Raw genomic sequence first — 17,477 nt, 5'->3', positions numbered from 1 at the left:
CCCTTGTTCTTGACCAGCATGATCAACCCCGAGGTGATGTTCATCGCCGCAATCAAAACAAGGATCGACAGGATCACGAACATCACGTTGTCCTCAATGTCCAGCGCGCGCAAAAAGCCGCCCGAACTATCGCGCCACGTCCACAGCAACGTGCCGTCGCCCCCGGCCTGAAACAGCGGCGCGGCCCAGTCGTCAACGCGTTCTGGATCGGTGACATAAACTTCGATCTCATCGGCGCCACCTTCGCGGTTGAAATAGCTCTGCGCCTCGGTGAAGGGCATATAGACGCGGGTACGGTCAATGTCCCAGCGTCCGGCGGTAAAGATATAGACCACCTCATAGGCATTGACGCGCGGGCTGGTGCCAAAGGCGGTGCGCGCGCCGTTGGGCGAAATCACCCGAACCCGGTCGCCCAGACTGACGCCCAGTTCGCGCGCGATACCAGACCCGATGGCGATACCCTCGCCAAAACGCCCAAGGTCGCCCAGTGCGGTTTCCGGATTTGCCACACGCGGGATGGTTTTCAGATCATCAAGCGAGATGCCATAAACTTCGGCCACGTTCGAGCGATCACCAAAGGTCAGCATCGCCTGCCCCCGGATCAGTGGCGCGGCCCGTGTGACCCCGGCCACAGCGCGAATGCGTTCCGCACGCGCCTCATAGTCGGTCATCAGGGCCGAGTTCTGCCCCGCCTCATTAGGAGCCGCCGCCGAATAGAGGGTGACATGCGCATTTGACCCCAGAATTGTATCGACAAATTCCGCCCGAAAGCCCGCCCGCACCGCCAGCGTGGCGATCAGCGCCGCCACCCCCAACGTGATGCCGATCAGGCTGATCCAGGTCATCACCGAGACCCCGCCCTCGGCGCGGCGCGCGCGCAGATAGCGCCACGCGATCATGAACTCAAAGCGTGAAAACGGCGCGGTGCGGCTGGCCATACGGTTCTTCCTTAGGTCGCGGCGAAACTGGCCGGGGTAATGGGAAAGGTCAAGGGTGGCCGAACGGCAAAACGATCACGCTTGCGTCCCGGTTGGCTTGCTATTTCCGGCCCAAGCCCTTGAGGCGCTCTGGTGGGGCGTCAATCCGTCAAAAGCGGCTCGTATCGCGCGTCGGTCAGCGTCTCAAGAAACGCCACCAGCGCGTCGATGCGCGCGTCATCCAGCGGGGGCCCGTGTTCAAGTTCGGTCAATGACAACGTACCCGGCACCTCGGGCGCGGCCCAGGTGCTGCCTGTTTCGGGGTTGATCTGACGCGCGGGCCGCCTCGAGTTGTATTTGTTGTAAAACAAAACCACGGTGCGCAGGTCTGCAAAAACGCCGTTATGCATATAGGGGCCGGTCACGGCAACGTTGCGTAGCGTGGGCACCTTGAACTTGCCGTCTTGGGCCGGGTCGGTGATGGCGGGATTATCAAGCAGGCCGTGGTCGATATGGCCGGGCGCAACACCGTTCAGGGCACGCGCGGCAAGGTTCGGCGGGGTGCCGATGTTATGATATTCATAGTTCGAAAACGTCTCTTCCAAAGCCAGAGGAGCCGCGTTCAACTGGTGACAAATGTTGCAATTGGTAAACTGCTGCGAAAAGAACAGAACGCGGCCCAGCTCTTCTTGATCGCTTAACTTGATTTCTCCACGCAAAAATCGGTCGTATTTACTGCTGAACGGCGCGAATTCCGGGGTTGCCTCAAACGCGGCGATAGCGTCGGCTGCGACGTTGAACATTTCCTCCGGGTCGGCCACTGCATCTGCGCCTGTAAGCGCGGTCAGCGTAGCCGCGTAACGGGGGTTTTCGGCCAGACGAGCGGCCACATCAGCGGCGGTTGCCATGCCCATCTCGATCGGGTTCAGGGGCGGGCCCTTGGCCTGATCAGCAAGGCCTCCGGCGCGGCCATCATGGAACTGACCGCCTTTCCATTGGCTATTCTCACCTTGCTGAAACGGCGGTGAAAAGCGGGCGTAGGCCGCCGTTGGCGCATTGCGATCCCCCAGCGACACCCCGTCATCGCCCAATGACACCGCCCGCCCGGCAGCAGTTTCGCGCGGATCGGTAAAGGCGAAGTCCGGCGAATGGCAGGTCGCACAGGCTTGGGTGCGGTTGGCCGAGAGGTTGGTGTCAAAAAACAGCGCCTCGCCCCAGGCTTCCAGCGTGTCATAGGGTGTGGCGGTTTCGGCGCCCATGGGCTGTGCCAGGCCAAGGCCCAGCAGCGTCAGAATGACTGTTTTCATGCCCATAGCGCCAGCCCTGTCACGCATCATGACGCCGTTTTGCACAAGGTCGTGGGCGGATGCAAGTCAATACCTGACAATTTAGCTTTGCCCCGAAAAGGCCAAACAATACCGAAAGCCCCCGCCCCAAAACAAAGATCGGCCGTATCAGACGGTTGCGTAGATTTCGGCCACGCGGGCAACGGCGGCATCGGCGGTCATTTCTTCGCTGATTCCGGTGCGACGCGAGGTCAGTTCAACCACGCCATTGGCCAGACCGCGCGGCCCGACCGTGATGCGCCACGGCAGGCCGATCAGATCCATCGTCGCGAACTTTGCCCCGGCACGTTCGTCGCGATCATCGTAAAGCGGCTCCAACCCGGCTTTGACCAGCGCCTTATATAGGCTGTCGCAGGCCGCATCGGTGCCCGCATCGCCTTGCTTTAGGTTGACAATCCCACAGGGGAACGGGGTCACACCCTCGGGCCAGATGATCCCTTTATCGTCGTGGCTGGCCTCAATGATCGCGCCCAGCAGGCGCGAAACGCCAATCCCGTGGCTACCCATTTCAACCGGCACCCTACTACCATCGGGGGTGACAACGTTGGCCCCCATCGCCTCGGAGTATTTGGTGCCAAAGTAAAAGATCTGCCCCACCTCGATACCGCGGGCCGAACGGCGGCGTTCTTCGGGGATCTGGTTGAAGACGGCCTCATCGTGGGTTTCGTCGGTGCGGGCGTAACGGGCGGTAAATTCCTCCATCACGGCCTGGCATTGCGCCTTGTCATCATAGTCGATGTCACGCGCGCCAAGGCGGATATCGGTCACGGCGCTGTCATAGAACACTTCGGATTCGCCGGTATCAGCCAATACCAGAAACTCATGCGTATTCTCGCCACCGATCGGGCCACTGTCGGCGCGCATCGGAATGGCTTGCAGGCCCATGCGCTCATAGGTGCGCAGATAGCTGACCAGATGGCGGTTATAGGCGTGCAGCGCGTCTTCGCGCGTCAGGTCAAAATTATAGCCGTCCTTCATCAGGAATTCGCGGCCCCGCATGACGCCAAACCGGGGGCGCATCTCATCACGGAACTTCCACTGGATGTGATAAAGCGTCAGCGGCAGGTCTTTGTAGCTGCTGATATGGCTGCGAAAAATGTCGGTGATCATTTCCTCATTGGTCGGACCATAAAGCAGGTCGCGGTCCTGGCGGTCCTTGATGCGTAGCATTTCCTGCCCATAGTCATCATAACGCCCGCTTTCGCGCCACAGATCCGCCGATTGCAGCGTCGGCATCAAAAGCGGGATGTGCCCCGCGCGGACCTGTTCTTCGTGCACGATCTGCTCGATCCGTTTAAGCACACGAAACCCCAGCGGCAGCCAGGAATAAATTCCGGCGGCCTGTTGCTTGATCATCCCCGCGCGCAGCATCAGCCGGTGGCTGACAATCTGTGCCTCGGCGGGGTTTTCCTTTAGAACGGGCAGAAAATAGCGGGACAGGCGCATCGGAACCTCATGCAAAAAGCTTGTCTTTCGTCTATGCGATACAAATCTGGCAGGCAAGGGTTGCGGCACCCCTGCATTGGGACAGCGGCTTGCAACGCGGGCCGCACTGGGGCAAAGTCGCGGCAGATTTTCGGGGGCGGTTTCATGGCATTGCCGGTGCGGCATCAGGCAACATACTGGGGCATCGCGCTGGCGGTGTTCTTTATTCTGTTGTGGGGCCTTGGCGATGTGATCCTGCCTTTTCTGGTAGGCGGTGCCATAGCCTATTTCATGGACCCGATTGCCGACCGGCTGGAACGCGCCGGGCTAAGCCGGGTCATGGCCACCACGCTGATCGCGCTGGTCGCGGTGCTGGTCTTTGTGGTGGCGGCGCTACTGATCCTGCCAAGCCTCGCGCGCCAGCTTTCACAGTTGATTGCCATCACCCCTGAGATTGCACACCGATTACAGGGTTTCTTGACCTCAAAGTTTCCCTCGATCATGGAGGACGGCTCGGTTCTGCGCGATACGCTTTTGAGTTTGGGCGAAGCGGTGAAGGCGCGCGGTGGAGAGCTGGTCAGCGGGGTCTTGTCTTCTGCAATCGGGGTGGTGAACGCGGTGGTGTTCGTCGTCGTGGTGCCGGTGGTAGCGTTTTACATGCTGCTGGATTGGGACCGGATCGTCGCAAAAACCAATGGGCTGCTGCCGCGTGACCACGCGCCGGTTGTCCGCCAGATTGCCGGCGATATTGACCGCGTGCTATCGGCTTTTGTGCGCGGCCAGGTGTCAGTCTGTCTTGCGATGGGGGTGTTTTATTCGGTCACGCTGATGCTGGCGGGGCTGCAATTCGGGCTGATCGTCGGGGCTGTTGCGGGGGCGATCACCTTCATTCCCTACGTCGGGGCGCTGATCGGCGGGGCGTTGGCGATCGGTTTGGCATTATTTCAGTTTTGGGGTGAATGGTTGAATATCGGGTTGGTTGTCGGTATTTTTGGGTTGGGCCAGTTTTTAGAGGGGAATGTGATTACCCCACGTCTGGTCGGAAACTCGGTCGGGTTGCATCCGCTGTGGCTGATCTTTGCGCTATCGGCCTTTGGCACGCTGTTCGGGTTTGTAGGGATGTTGGTGGCGGTGCCGGTAGCCGCAGTGATTGGGGTATTGATCCGCTTTAGCACGGCACGCTATCTAAATAGCATGCTTTATCAGGGGCTTGACCATCCAACCATCAGCCAACAGGCGCAAAAGGACACGGACTGAGTGGAATATCAACTGACCTTCGACTTGCCTTTGCGCGCGGCGCAGGGGCGCGAAGACTTCTTTATCGCGCCCTCGAATGCGCTGGCACTGGCAACGCTGGATGCACCGGAAACCTGGCCATTGGGCAAACTGGTGTTGATCGGCCCAGAGGGCGCGGGCAAAAGCCATTTGGCGCAGATTTGGGCCGATACCCATGGCGCATCTCTGGTACGGGCTGCAGAGCTTAGGGCGGACACGGCGCCACAACTGGCCTCTGCGCGCGCCGTTGTGGTCGAGGATGCGCATCAGATCGGCGGCCTGCCACAGGCCGAGGCGGCCCTGTTTCACCTGCACAATCTTTTGGGCGCCGACGCGGGGCTATTGCTGGTTACGGCGCAAACCCCACCGCGCGACTGGGCGCTAAGCCTGCCCGATCTTTCCAGCCGGATGCAGGCGGCTGCCACAGTGCGGCTGGACCCGCCCGACGATGCACTTCTGGCGGCTGTGCTGGTCAAACTTTTTGCCGACCGTCAAATCGCGGTGACGCCTACCCTTATTCCCTGGCTGGTAACCCGCATCGACCGATCATTTGCCACCGCACGCCAGATTGTCGCTGCGCTGGATGCAAAGGCACTGCAAAAGGGGGCGCCCGTAACCCGCGTTTTGGCCGCCGAAGTGCTGGACACTCTGCCCTGAGCGCCGCAAGGTGGTGTAGCCCCGGCTATCAAACCAACTCATAAGCGCATCATGACACAGGCTGATTTCCTAAAGACGCCCTACCCCGCCCCGGTCGAAATGCCCCCCGAGGTCATCTTGGGCCCGTCGCGGTTTTTCAACCGCGAATTATCGTGGCTTGCCTTTAACTGGCGGGTTCTGGACGAGGCCAAAAATCCGCGCGTGCCGCTGCTGGAACGACTACGCTTTTTATCAATCTCGGCCACCAACCTTGACGAATTTTATACCGTTCGCGTGGCCGGCCTGCGCGAGCTGGTCCGCGAGGGCAACGTGACGCCGTCGCATGACGGGTTATCGCCTGCCGAACAACTGGTCCTGATCAACGCTGATGCCCGCCTTCTGATTGGCACCCAACAGGTCTGCTGGAACAAGATCAAGCGCGAGATGGAGGCAAACGGAATAGTTCTTTTGACACGTTCAAAGCTGACAAAGCGCGACGAAACCTACCTGAAAGAGCACTTTCTCAACAAAGTATTCCCAGTGCTTTCCCCATTGGCTATTGATCCGGCCCACCCGTTTCCCTTTATTCCCAATCTTGGGTTCTGCCTTGCGCTTCAGTTGCAACGCGAAACCGATGGCCGCCGGCTGCAAGCCTTGCTACCGATCCCGCAACAGATTGATCGTTTCGTACGCCTACCCGGCAAGGCGCGGTTTTTGCCCTTGGAAGAGCTGCTTTTACTTCATCTTTCGTCCCTGTTTCCGGGCTACCGCGATACCGGGCACTGTGCCTTCCGGGTGCTGCGCGATAGCGATCTTGAGGTTGAAGATGAGGCCGAAGACCTTGTCCGCGAATTTGAAACGGCGCTGAAACGGCGGCGCCGCGGGCAGGTCATCCGCATGAAAATCACCGCTGGCGCCCCCGAAGGGTTGCGCGCCCTGGTCATGGATGAACTGGGCGTCAACCCCGACGAAGTGGTTGAAGTAAAAGGGTTGCTGGGTATTGCGGACCTAAAGGAACTGGTCTTGGGTGATCGCCCCGAGATGCTCTGGCCCAGTTTCACGCCGCGCGTTCCCGAACGGGTGCAGGACCATCATGGCGATATGTTCGCCGCGATCCGTCAAAAAGACATGCTGTTGCATCACCCCTATGAAACGTTTGACATGGTGATCAGGTTTTTGACGCAGGCGGCCGCAGACCCGAACGTCCTGGCCATAAAACAAACGCTCTATCGCACGTCGCGCGACAGCCCGATTGTCAGCGCCCTTTGCGAAGCCGCCGAGGCCGGTAAATCCGTAACTGCCTTGGTTGAATTGAAAGCCCGCTTTGACGAGGCCGCCAATATTCGCCAATCGCGGCGGCTGGAGCGGTCAGGCGCGCATGTGGTTTACGGATTTATCAACTACAAGACCCACGCGAAAATCAGCACCGTGGTGCGCCGCGAAGGGGACACGCTGGTCACCTATACCCATTACGGAACCGGCAATTACCACCCCATTACCGCGCGCATTTATACCGATTTGTCGTTTTTTACCTGCGATGCGGCCTTGGGCCGGGATGCGACCAAGGTGTTCAACTATCTATCGGGCTATGTTCAGCCCGAAGGGCTTGAAAACATAGCCATTTCTCCCATTACGCTAAAACCCCGCCTTCTAGAACTGATCAGCCGAGAAGCCGAGTTTGCCAGCGCAGGTCGCCCTGCGGAAATCTGGGCCAAGATGAACAGCCTGATCGACCCGGAAGTAATCGACGCGTTATATGCAGCGTCAAAAGCAGGGGTAAAAATCAGCCTGATCGTCCGGGGTATCTGTGGATTACGACCAGGAATCAATGGGTTAAGCGAAAACATTCGGGTAAAATCCATCGTCGGTCGGTTTTTGGAGCACAGCCGGATCGTGTGCTTTGGCAATGGCCACGGCTTGCCTGCCAAAAAGGCACGGGTGTTCTTTTCATCGGCCGATTGGATGGGTCGCAATCTGAATCGGCGCGTGGAAACTCTGGTCGAGGCCAGGAATGATACGGTAAAAGCACAGATCGTCAGTCAGATCATGGCCGCCAACATGGCCGATGAGGCACAAAGCTGGATCTTGCAACCCGGCGGCAAATTCATCCGGCACATGCCCGACGGCAAGTCGGATTATTTCAATTGCCATCGGTTCTTCATGGAAAACCCGTCACTTTCCGGGCGTGGTTCCGCAGGCGCGAAAGATGTACCAAAGCTTGCCCATAGCCTTGAATAGGCGCTAAGGATGCGTGCCAATAGCGAAATAAAGGAAGCCAATGACCGCAAAGCCCCGCAGCCAAAGCGACGATTGGGACCCATTTGGCCGGTCGATTTTTGATAGCGCATCGCCCCGCGCGCTTGCGCGGGTTGGGGTGGTCGATGTGGGGTCAAACTCGGTTCGGATGGTGGTGTTTGACGGGGCGGCACGCTCGCCTGCGTATTTTTACAACGAAAAGGTAATGGCGGGACTGGGTCAGGGATTGGCCGAAACCGGGCGCCTTAGCCCGCAGGGGCGCGAGCGCGCACTATCGGCACTGCGGCGGTTCGCGCTTTTGGCGAAGGGAATGGGCATCGAGCCGCTGACCTGTGTCGCGACCGCTGCCATGCGCGAAGCAGCCGACGGTCCTGAATTCCGCAAGCTGGCGGAAAAGGAAACCGGGTTAAAGCTGCACGTCATCGACGGGCAGGAAGAAGCACGCCTTTCGGCGCAAGGCGTGCTGTTGGGCTGGCCCGAGGCCGAGGGCCTGGTCTGCGACATCGGCGGCAGCTCAATGGAACTGGCCGAAGTTCGAAATGGACAAGTTGGGCGGCGCAGCACCTCGCCATTGGGGCCATTCAGGTTGCAAATGATCAAGGGCGGAAAGAAACAAATCACGGCACACATCCGCAACCTGATGGGCGATCTAGCGGATCAGATGGGCCGCGACCATGATCGGATCTATCTGGTCGGTGGCAGTTGGCGCGCAATCGCGCGCCTCGACATGGAGCGGCGAAAATACCCGATGACGGTGTTGCACGAATATCGGATAGACCCGGAATCCGTGTTACAAACCGTATCGTGGATAGAAAAGAACGACATCAACCAGCTAAGGTCCCGCACCGGAACATCTGCGGCACGGATGGCGTTGGTGCCATTGGCCAGTCAGGTGTTGCGTGAATTGATGCATCAGTTCACCCCCAAAGAAATCGCCATATCGTCCTACGGTATCCGCGAAGGCCTGCTTTATGAGCAGATGCCCGACAGATTGCGGCGGCGCGATCCGCTGCTGGAGGCTTGCCGCCACGCCGAACGCACCATGGCACGGATGCCGGGGTTCGGCAAAAAGCTGTTCGGATTTATCCAGCCGGTGTTTGCCACTGCAACCGACGCGCAGTTGCGGCTGGTCAAGGCCGCGTGCCTTTTGCATGACACCACTTGGCGCGCCCACCCCGATTACCGGGCGGAGGCCTGTTTTGACAATGTGACACGCGCCAACATGGGGGCGCTTTCACACCCTGAGCGGGTGTTTTTGGGGTTGGCGCTGTTGCACCGCTACAAGAATTCGCGCACGGGTTCGGCTATGGCTCCGATCTTTGGGCTATTGTCGGACACCCAGTTGCAAGAGGCTGAGGTGTTGGGCAAAGCCATGCGTTTTGGTGCCATGTTTGCGATCCACTCGCCGCAGAATGCCGGTGCCCTGACGCTATACCCAACGCGCAATTTGCTGGAGCTGAGCCTTACAAAACATGGCGTCGGGTTATTCGGAGAGGTGGCTGAGGCGCGATTCCTGTCGCTTGCCGCCGCCCTTAAGGCAGAGTCGGTGGTGCATGGACGCTAAAGCTCGATCTCGCCGCGTGGACCGGGGATGATTTCCATATCAGGGCGCGGGGAATCCGGTTTCCGGCGGATCAGAATGTCACCATTGGGCAGTTTCACCGGTGCCTCATAGTTGCGGATATCCCCCAGCATCGCGGCCAGATGACGCAGCGCAGGCTCCATCTCGGCCATGGCGCCTTCCAGACCCTTCTGCATTTCTTGCAACGCTGGACCCATTTCGCTGATCAAGCCGCGCAACAGCAGTTGCGTGCCCTGCTCGATCAGGCCCATGCCTTGATCCACCTCCCCCGGGGGCGGTTCGTCAGCCATCAGCGGCGCGGCCAGGATCAGGGCAAATAATGGCGGCAAAAATCGTTTCATTCCCTCAATATAGCTGATCCGGCGCGAAATATCAGGGGTCATAGCGAAATATCCACCGAAACCGGAAAATGGTCAGACGCCTGCAACAACGCCTCGCGCAGTTCTGGGACACGGTAGCAGGCGGGGTCATCAAACGGGTGCCAGATCCGCCATTTCGGGGCATCGGCGCACAGATCCGGTGACAGCATCACATAATCCAGCATGGCAGAGAAAAACTGCCCCGCCTCAGGCAGATAAAACCGCGCCGATGCGGGCGCAGCCGAGGTCGGGCGCCCGCGTGACAGCCGCGCGTTGGGGTCGCGCAGGCGCCGGGACTGGTCTACATGTTCGCCTAGAACAATCTCGACACCGGACCGACCGAACAGCTTTTCGTATTCGTCAATACCCGGCCCATCATTGAAATCACCCAGCACGATCAGGCTGTCACCGGCGTCAAGATGTTCGTCAACACGGGCGCGCAGCCAGATGCATTGCGCCAGTTGCTTGCGACGGTTTTCAATGGCGATCCGTGTGGCGTTTTCGGGGCTTGTCGCGCCATGCGGGGCTTTTGATTTGATGTGAACGCCAATCAAGCGCAACTCGCGCCCCTCTGGTGTGGTCAGAGCCACCTCAAGCGGTGGCTTTGAAAAGGTGACGGTTTCAGGATCGGCGTCGGTGTTCAGGTCGATCCGGTAGCTTGTATCAAAACGCGGGCTGGCCCCGCCATCGCCTTGCGGATCATGCACCGCAGAGACTTTATCAGGGTCATAAAGGAGCGCGATTTCCTGTTGCGTCTCATTGGAATAGCCCAAAAGCGCCCGCCGGGTGCGCAAGCCGAAGTGACGGGCGAACCGCTCCAGCATGGCAACTGTATGGCGGCGGCGGTTGTCATCGGGGGCCTCAATCACCGTCACCACATCGGCATCAAGCGCGGTAAAGACAATCCCCAGCGCCCCCAACTGCTGGGCCCGCGTCACCTGATAGCGCGCCGACCATTCGTCATCCTCCAGCAGCTTGCCATAACGGTCAAAAAGATTGGAAAACCATTCAACGTTATAGGTGGCGATCCGCATGATGTGTCCCTTTATGCCGCGCGCCGCGATACCTCATCCCAGGCGCGGTTCAGCGCGATCAGGCGCCGTTCTGCCAGTTTTACCGCCTCGGGCGGCAGGCCCCGCGCCAGGGCACGGTCGGGGTGGGTTTCGCGCACCAGATCACGCCAGGCCGCACGGACCTGGTCCAGGGGCGTGTTGGACGGCACCCCCAGAACCTGCCACGGATCAGGCGCTGCATCGGGCACAAAGCTTGCGCGCAGCGATTCAAAGCAACATTCCTCAAGGCCAAATATTCGCGCCACCTCGCGCAGGAATTCATCCTCGCAGGCGTGATAGTGACCATCTGCCATGGCTATGAAGAAAAGCCCCTCCATGACGTCCTTCAGCACCTCATTACCGGGGCCGAACATCGCGGCGATCTTATGTGCCCAGGCATCAAAACCAGCAACATCGGTGCGGGCCAAATTGAACACGCGCGCGGCATTTGCCTCCTCTGTGGGGGGAACTGAGAACACTTCGCGAAAGGCGGCAACCTCGTCGCGGGTGACGCGCCCATCGGCCTTTGCCATCTTGGCGCCCAAGGCGATTACCGCGATGGTAAAGGCAACGGAACGTTCGGGCGGGGTGCGTAATGGCTCGAATATCGCTGACAGCCCTTCGCCACGCGACAAGGCGGCAAAGGCGTCATAGATGCGGGTCCACAGTGAGGCAGGTTTATCCATAGGTATACTTTAGCATAGGGCGAAACAGTAGAAACCCGATTTTCACAGGCCGCATCTTGTAGCGCGTCTTTTGCACCAGAACCACGCCCGGCGCGCCCATAATCCGCCAAGGGCTGCAAATCTGCCTCTTCTTCAGCCCAAGACGGCTAAAAGCGCATCATGTCATTGAAAATCACTGCCATATGCTGCATGTTCCGCCTCGATCCCATGTATCCGAAAGGTCTGATATGCTGTTAGTTCACGCCCTGACCCGCTTCTTTCGACATGAGGCGTCGGGGGGCGTCCTGCTGATGCTGACAGCATTATTGGCCCTTTTGGTCGCCAACAGTGGCTTTAGTGCGGTTTACCACGGCATTCTAGAGATGAAACTGTCGATCCTTCTGGATGATCAGGGGTTATCAAAACCATTGATCTTGTGGATTAACGATGGGTTGATGGCTATTTTCTTCTTTCTGGTTGGTCTGGAGCTGAAACGCGAAGTGCTGGAGGGTAAGCTGCGCAACCCGGCTGATGTAATGCTACCGGGTATGGCAGCGCTTGGCGGCATGGCCGCACCTGCGTTTATTTATCTGCTGTTCAACTACAGCCATCCAGAAACGATTCACGGTTGGGCAATCCCTGCTGCAACCGATATCGCCTTTGCGGTCGGGTTGATGGCGCTATTGGGGCGGCGCGTTCCGTCCTCGCTAAAGATTTTTCTGCTGACATTGGCAATTTTGGACGATCTCGGCGCAATCCTTATTATTGCGTTGTTTTATACCGAGCATCTGAACCTGACCTATCTGGGGTTGGCGCTGATCCCGCTGGCAATTCTATGGTGGGCCAATCGTGTGGGCTTGCACCGGATGGCGCCGATCTACCTGCTGGGCATCGTGCTATGGGTGCTGGTGCTGAAATCGGGCGTCCATGCAACGCTGGCCGGGGTTATCACCGCATTCTTCGTACCGCTGACAGACCGGTTTGGAAAATCGCCCTTGCATGCGATTGAGGATGCGCTGACGCCCTACGTCTATTTCCTGATCGTGCCGATCTTTGCCTTTGCCAACGCAGGCGTTGTTTTGCGCGGCCTTACGCTGGCGGATTTGGCTGAAACGCTTCCCATAGGTATCGCCGCGGGCCTTGTGCTGGGCAAGCAGATCGGGGTCTTTGGGATGACATGGATCCTAGTCCGCTTTGGTGTGGCAAAGCTGCCCGATAGTGCCAGTTGGACCCAGGTTTGGGGTATTTCCTGCCTTGCCGGGATCGGGTTCACGATGTCGCTGTTTATTGGGTCGCTTACCTTTGCCGAGGGGCACTACATGAATGCTGTGCGGTTGGGGGTGCTGTCAGGGTCAGTGATTTCAGCAATCCTGGGCTATACCATTTTGCGTGTTGCCGCAGCCAAGCAAACAGAAGTCAATCCAGCCTAAGGGCCAAAGGTCAGTAGAACAGGGCGGGGGCATTTCGCCCCCGCTTTTTTCAGCTCTGCCGGGTCTTGCGAATAAGCGTCATGATATCGCGCGCGGCCGTCGGGATATTGGTTCCCGGCCCAAAGATGGCCTTCACGCCCGCGCGTTTCAGATAATCATAATCCTGCTGCGGAATGACGCCGCCACAGATCACCAGGATATCGCCTGCGCCTCTGGCCTCCAGTGCCTCGATCAGCTTCGGCGCGAGGGTCTTGTGCCCTGCCGCCTGCGACGACATCCCGATCACATGCACATCGTTGTCAACGGCGTCCTGCGCGGCCTCTTCGGGGGTCTGGAACAGCGGCCCCACGTCTACATCAAAGCCGATATCTGCAAAGGCGGTAGCAATGACCTTGGCGCCCCGATCATGGCCATCCTGGCCCATTTTCACCACCAGCATACGCGGGCGGCGGCCTTCTTCTTCGGCAAAGGCTTCCACATCCTTTTGGATCGCGGCAAAACCATCGTCGCCCTCATAGGCGGCGCCATAAACCCCGGCCAGCATTTTCACTTCGGCGCGGTGACGCCCGAAAACCTTTTCCATCGCCATGCTGATCTCTCCTACGCTGGCACGCGCCCTTGCAGCCGAAACAGCTGCCTCCAACAGATTTCCACCTTCCGAGGCGCGGCGCGTCAACTCTGTCAATGCTGCGTCACAGGCTGCGGAATCGCGGGTCTCGCGCATCTTGTTCAACCGTGCAATCTGGCTTTCGCGCACCGCAACGTTGTCGATATCAAGAATGTCGATCGGGTCTTCCTGCGCCAGACGGTATTTGTTGACGCCCACGATCACCTCTTCGCCACGATCAATCATGGCCTGACGGCGCGCAGCGGTTTCTTCGATCCGCAGTTTCGGCATGCCGGTGGCAACGGCTTTGGTCATCCCGCCCATTGCCTCGACCTCTTCCATCAAGGCCCAGGCTTTTTCTGCCAGATCATGGGTCAGCTTTTCGACATAATAGCTGCCGGCCAGCGGATCGACGACATTTGTAATGCCGGTTTCTTCCTGCAATATCAGCTGGGTATTGCGCGCGATCCGGGCAGAAAACTCGGTCGGAAGAGCAATCGCTTCGTCCAGTGCGTTGGTGTGCAGGCTTTGCGTGCCGCCCAATGCCGCCGCCATGGCCTCATAGGCGGTGCGCACGACATTGTTATAGGGGTCTTGTTCTTGCAACGATACGCCCGAGGTCTGACAATGCGTCCGCAACATCAGACTGCCGGTTTTTTTCGCGCCAAACTCGGTCATGATCCGGTGCCAAAGCATGCGGGCGGCGCGCAGCTTTGCGGCCTCCATGAAAAAGTTCATCCCGATCGCAAAAAAGAACGAGAGCCGCCCGGCAAAGGCATCGACATCCATCCCCCGTTCAATTGCCGCGCGCACATATTCGCGCCCATCGGCCAGCGTATAGGCCAGCTCTTGCACGAGGTTCGCCCCCGCCTCCTGCATGTGATAGCCGCTGATGCTGATCGAGTTGAACTTGGGCATTTCTGCCGCCGTATATTCAATGATATCCGCAATGATCCGCATCGAGGGTTCGGGCGGGTAGATATAGGTGTTGCGGACCATGAATTCCTTCAGAATATCGTTCTGAATGGTGCCAGACAGCAGGCTGCGGTCAACGCCCTGCTCTTCTCCGGTAACGATAAAACTGGCCAGAACAGGGATAACCGCGCCGTTCATCGTCATGGAGACACTGACTTTTTCCAGCGGGATCCCGTCAAACAGGATCTTCATGTCCTCAACGCTGTCAATCGCCACCCCGGCCTTGCCGACATCACCCACCACGCGCGGATGATCGCTGTCATAGCCGCGGTGGGTGGCCAGATCGAAGGCCACCGACACGCCTTGTTGCCCGGCGGCCAGTGCCTTGCGGTAAAAGGCGTTGCTGGCCTCGGCGGTGGAAAAGCCCGCGTATTGCCGGATCGTCCAGGGCCGCCCGGCATACATTGTCGCGCGCACACCGCGCGTAAAGGGTTCCAACCCCGGCAGCGTGCCCATATGCGGCAGGTCGGCCACGTCCTCGGCGGTGTAAAGCGGCTTTACCGGGATCCCTTCCAGAGTATTCCAGGTCAGGCTGTCAAACGGGCGGTCGCGTAGCTCTTTTCTGGCCAGCTTGACCCAGTCGTCCAATGGGATGGGCTCTATTTGGTTGGTCATAGCGGGTTCCTTTCTTCTTGGTCATCCCCGGATCTGTCCGGGATGCCGACAGCATTCTTGGTAAAAACGGCCTTGGGTATGTTTTCAAACATATCGCCCTCCAAATCGCCCCCCTCCCCGCGGCACGATCCGAAGTCCACGATTAATTCGTGCGCCCGGGATGAACAAACATGGAGCAGGCGGCACAAAGGTCGCTTTTTCAACAAAAGCGGCAGGTCTGGCTTTGCCCCGGCGCGTCCTAGTGCCTATATCGTTGCAAGAAGGAGATCCGATGAACCGCGCCCTTAGCCTTACAATCGCTGCATTTTTTCCGTTTGCCTTGGCGGCCCAAGGGGCCCCCGGCCTGCCGGACCCCGCCGCGTCAGAACAACCCCAAGCAGTAGAGTTCATGCCACTGGATGCCCAAAGCGTTGATCTGGAAGGTTTTCTTTGGGAAAAGCGCCCGCTTGTGGTTTTTGCGAACAGCCCCGCCGACCCGGCATTTGGCGAACAGCTGCGCCTGTTGGCGGCACGCTGGCCCGATCTTGTTGCGCGCGACGTGGTCGTGATCGCGGATAGCGACCCTGCCGCAAAATCATCGGTTCGCGAAACACTGCGCCCGCGCGGGTTTTCACTGGTGCTGATTGAAAAAGACGGCACCGTCGGATTTCGCAAGCCCATACCTTGGGACGTGCGCGAAATCACCCGGGCAATAGACAAGATGCCACTGCGGCGCGAGGAAATCCGCAGCGGGCTTAGCGGCGCAGGCGGATAGCGGGCGGGTAGATCGACGCACGCCGCCATCATTGTGTCCCCGCCTCAAATGACAAATAGGCGCCGGCGGGTAATGTCGGGGCGAAATCACGCAGCAGCGCCAGTTGCGCCGGTGCAAGCGACGGGTCAGTGGCATAAAAGGACACCTCACCCCCCCCTAACGCACCGCGATACGGATCCATCCGCAATACGGCAAGGCGACGCCAATCGGGGCCCATGGCCGTTTCAAACCACCTGTCGTAGATGATCGCCATCTGCGCCCCTTTGCTTTGTGCCAGAGGGGCGGCCCATCCCTTGGGCGTATCGCCACTAAGGCGCAGTTCAAGCACCTTCGGTGAAGCCAAGCCATAAAGATCAAGGACGTAATCGGGGTTACCCCAGGCAATGCGCCCCAGATCATTGATCGCGACGGGCGCTTTCAGCCAACCTTGCACAAAACGCCCCATCTGCGTTTGCTGCAAATATACGGCGCGGGTGTTCCAGATATAACGCTGCGCAACTTTAGGCCAGAAAGCCAAGGCAGCAATGGCCAGCAAAAAGCCCAACATCGCCCGCCAACGCCATGCGGCGCGCGGTCCGGTTACGCCTTTGGTCGATATCACCATCGCGGTGATTTGCGCCGCAATGATGTAATGCTCATAGCGGTGCATCCAGCCAATCTGTCCAGCCAGCAAATGCGCCACCCCGGCCACGGCCACCACCGCCAGCAACCATATCTCGGGCCTGCGGCGCCCGCTCAGGGCCAGGGGAAGCAACGCACAGAGCATTGTCAGCACCGCCAGCAACTGCCCGGGCGGGGTAGAAAGATTGACCTTGACCGCCATCACCAGCCGCATCAGTCCGCTACCCAGTGGCGCCGCCAGCCCCACCTTCGCCAGGACAGACCCGGGTAGCGGTGCCAATCCCAGCCCCATCAAAAACGCCGCAAAGGCCAACACCGGCACCACCACAGCCAGCCCCAGCATCACACCGGACCGCAACTGCCCACGGACCGCCACCACACCCGCCGCCAGAAGCGACAGCGCCAGCCCCTCAAGCCGGAACAACGGCGCCACAACGACCGCCAGCACAAACCAGGGGGCAACACGCCCCTCGCGCAGGAAGATGGCCAGCCCCAGCACCGTCGCCAAACTGGCGGCCGTGTGAAGCGTATGCTCCATACCTGTATAGCCAACGCCGGGCATGTTCAGCGCCAGCGGCCCCAGCAACGCCAGCGCAACCCCCACACCACCCGAAAGGCCGCCCATCACCAGCGCGCGCCCCCAAAGCCAGCCGCAAAACACCAGCGCAACCCCGTTCCAAAGCAGCGGCAGCAGCCGTTGCACCTCGGTCCCCGCAAAGGGCATCAGCAGAACCGGATAGAGAATGGACGACGCCGCCGAGGCCGGTTCACCCGCATTTATCCCGTAGGTGCCCTGCACCATGTTTGCGGCCATCGCGAGGTGAATATAGACGTCATCCAGCGGGTATTCGAACACCCCCGCCAGCGTGAACGCCCAAAGTTGCAGCGCCACGAACCCTGCGCCCGCCGCCAGTGCGGCAAGCACAGGCAGATCAAGGCCGACGCGTCGGATTTGTGGCACC

Annotated in this window: 14 protein-coding genes; 6 read left to right on the top strand and 8 right to left on the bottom strand. The window is 59.4% G+C overall.

Annotated elements, in window-relative coordinates; genetic code table 11:
* The 3 genes from ACM62R_RS07435 to proS all read right to left on the bottom strand — a co-directional run.
* On the bottom strand, positions 1 to 938 hold a 938-nt coding region (locus tag ACM62R_RS07435; protein ID WP_415183424.1), incomplete at its 3' end, for an ABC transporter permease.
* A 140-nt stretch (positions 939 to 1,078) separates the two neighbouring features.
* Complete coding sequence (locus ACM62R_RS07430) at positions 1,079 to 2,224, bottom strand: cytochrome-c peroxidase (RefSeq protein WP_415183423.1); 1,146 nt, start codon at positions 2,222 to 2,224, stop codon at positions 1,079 to 1,081.
* A 147-nt stretch (positions 2,225 to 2,371) separates the two neighbouring features.
* Positions 2,372 to 3,709 carry a proline--tRNA ligase gene (proS, locus tag ACM62R_RS07425; RefSeq protein WP_415183422.1) on the bottom strand — a complete coding sequence of 446 codons (1,338 nt, stop codon included), beginning with the start codon at positions 3,707 to 3,709 and terminating at the stop codon, positions 2,372 to 2,374.
* 144 nt (positions 3,710 to 3,853) lie between these two features.
* Here proS and ACM62R_RS07420 point away from each other — a divergent pair, with 144 nt between their 5' ends.
* From ACM62R_RS07420 to ACM62R_RS07405, 4 genes are read left to right on the top strand one after another with little or no spacing between them, the layout of a single operon-like run.
* Positions 3,854 to 4,945 (top strand): AI-2E family transporter, encoded by a 1,092-nt coding sequence (locus ACM62R_RS07420; RefSeq protein WP_415183421.1) that lies wholly within the window; start codon positions 3,854 to 3,856, stop codon positions 4,943 to 4,945.
* On the top strand, positions 4,946 to 5,620 hold the full coding sequence (locus ACM62R_RS07415; protein WP_415183420.1) for a chromosomal replication initiator DnaA: 675 nt from the start codon (positions 4,946 to 4,948) through the stop codon (positions 5,618 to 5,620). It abuts the gene before it with no gap.
* A gap of 51 nt (positions 5,621 to 5,671) precedes the next feature.
* The gene (locus tag ACM62R_RS07410) at positions 5,672 to 7,837 is read left to right on the top strand and encodes an RNA degradosome polyphosphate kinase (RefSeq protein WP_415183419.1); all 2,166 of its coding nucleotides are present in this window, start codon (positions 5,672 to 5,674) and stop codon (positions 7,835 to 7,837) included.
* Between the two features lie 40 nt (positions 7,838 to 7,877).
* Complete coding sequence (locus ACM62R_RS07405; RefSeq protein WP_415183418.1) at positions 7,878 to 9,419, top strand: Ppx/GppA family phosphatase; 1,542 nt, start codon at positions 7,878 to 7,880, stop codon at positions 9,417 to 9,419.
* Here ACM62R_RS07405 and ACM62R_RS07400 read toward each other — a convergent pair.
* Genes ACM62R_RS07400 through ACM62R_RS07390 form a run of 3 tightly spaced genes read right to left on the bottom strand, consistent with a single transcriptional unit; the run spans position 9,416 to position 11,534 of the window.
* On the bottom strand, positions 9,416 to 9,820 hold the full coding sequence (locus ACM62R_RS07400) for a hypothetical protein (protein ID WP_415183417.1): 405 nt from the start codon (positions 9,818 to 9,820) through the stop codon (positions 9,416 to 9,418). The genes ACM62R_RS07405 and ACM62R_RS07400 overlap by 4 nt on opposite strands.
* Positions 9,817 to 10,830 (bottom strand): endonuclease/exonuclease/phosphatase family protein, encoded by a 1,014-nt coding sequence (locus tag ACM62R_RS07395; protein WP_415183416.1) that lies wholly within the window; start codon positions 10,828 to 10,830, stop codon positions 9,817 to 9,819. The genes ACM62R_RS07400 and ACM62R_RS07395 overlap by 4 nt, the downstream gene beginning before the upstream one ends.
* An 11-nt stretch (positions 10,831 to 10,841) precedes the next feature.
* The gene (locus tag ACM62R_RS07390) at positions 10,842 to 11,534 is read right to left on the bottom strand and encodes a TerB family tellurite resistance protein (RefSeq protein WP_415183415.1); all 693 of its coding nucleotides are present in this window, start codon (positions 11,532 to 11,534) and stop codon (positions 10,842 to 10,844) included.
* A 227-nt stretch (positions 11,535 to 11,761) separates the two neighbouring features.
* On the opposite strand from ACM62R_RS07390, the gene nhaA reads away from it, so the two are divergent.
* Entirely contained in the window at positions 11,762 to 12,943 is a 1,182-nt protein-coding gene (gene nhaA / locus ACM62R_RS07385) for a Na+/H+ antiporter NhaA (RefSeq protein ID WP_415183414.1), read from the top strand.
* A gap of 49 nt (positions 12,944 to 12,992) precedes the next feature.
* Here nhaA and scpA read toward each other — a convergent pair whose 3' ends face one another.
* Positions 12,993 to 15,140, bottom strand: a complete 2,148-nt coding sequence (gene scpA / locus ACM62R_RS07380) for a methylmalonyl-CoA mutase (protein WP_415183413.1) — start codon at positions 15,138 to 15,140, stop codon at positions 12,993 to 12,995.
* A gap of 271 nt (positions 15,141 to 15,411) precedes the next feature.
* On the opposite strand from scpA, the gene ACM62R_RS07375 reads away from it, so the two are divergent.
* Positions 15,412 to 15,894 (top strand): DUF4174 domain-containing protein, encoded by a 483-nt coding sequence (locus ACM62R_RS07375; protein WP_415183412.1) that lies wholly within the window; start codon positions 15,412 to 15,414, stop codon positions 15,892 to 15,894.
* Between the two features lie 28 nt (positions 15,895 to 15,922).
* Here the strand turns inward: ACM62R_RS07375 and ACM62R_RS07370 are convergent, their stop codons facing one another.
* Positions 15,923 to 17,476 (bottom strand): hypothetical protein, encoded by a 1,554-nt coding sequence (locus ACM62R_RS07370; protein ID WP_415183411.1) that lies wholly within the window; start codon positions 17,474 to 17,476, stop codon positions 15,923 to 15,925.
* Position 17,477: the final 1 nt, after the last annotated feature.

Source organism: Phaeovulum sp. (assembly GCF_047638075.1).
In the GTDB taxonomy this organism is placed as follows: Bacteria; Pseudomonadota; Alphaproteobacteria; order Rhodobacterales; family Rhodobacteraceae; genus UBA6197.
Note: the sequence above shows the minus strand (reverse complement) of the source record. Positions and strands in the feature narration are given on the sequence as shown.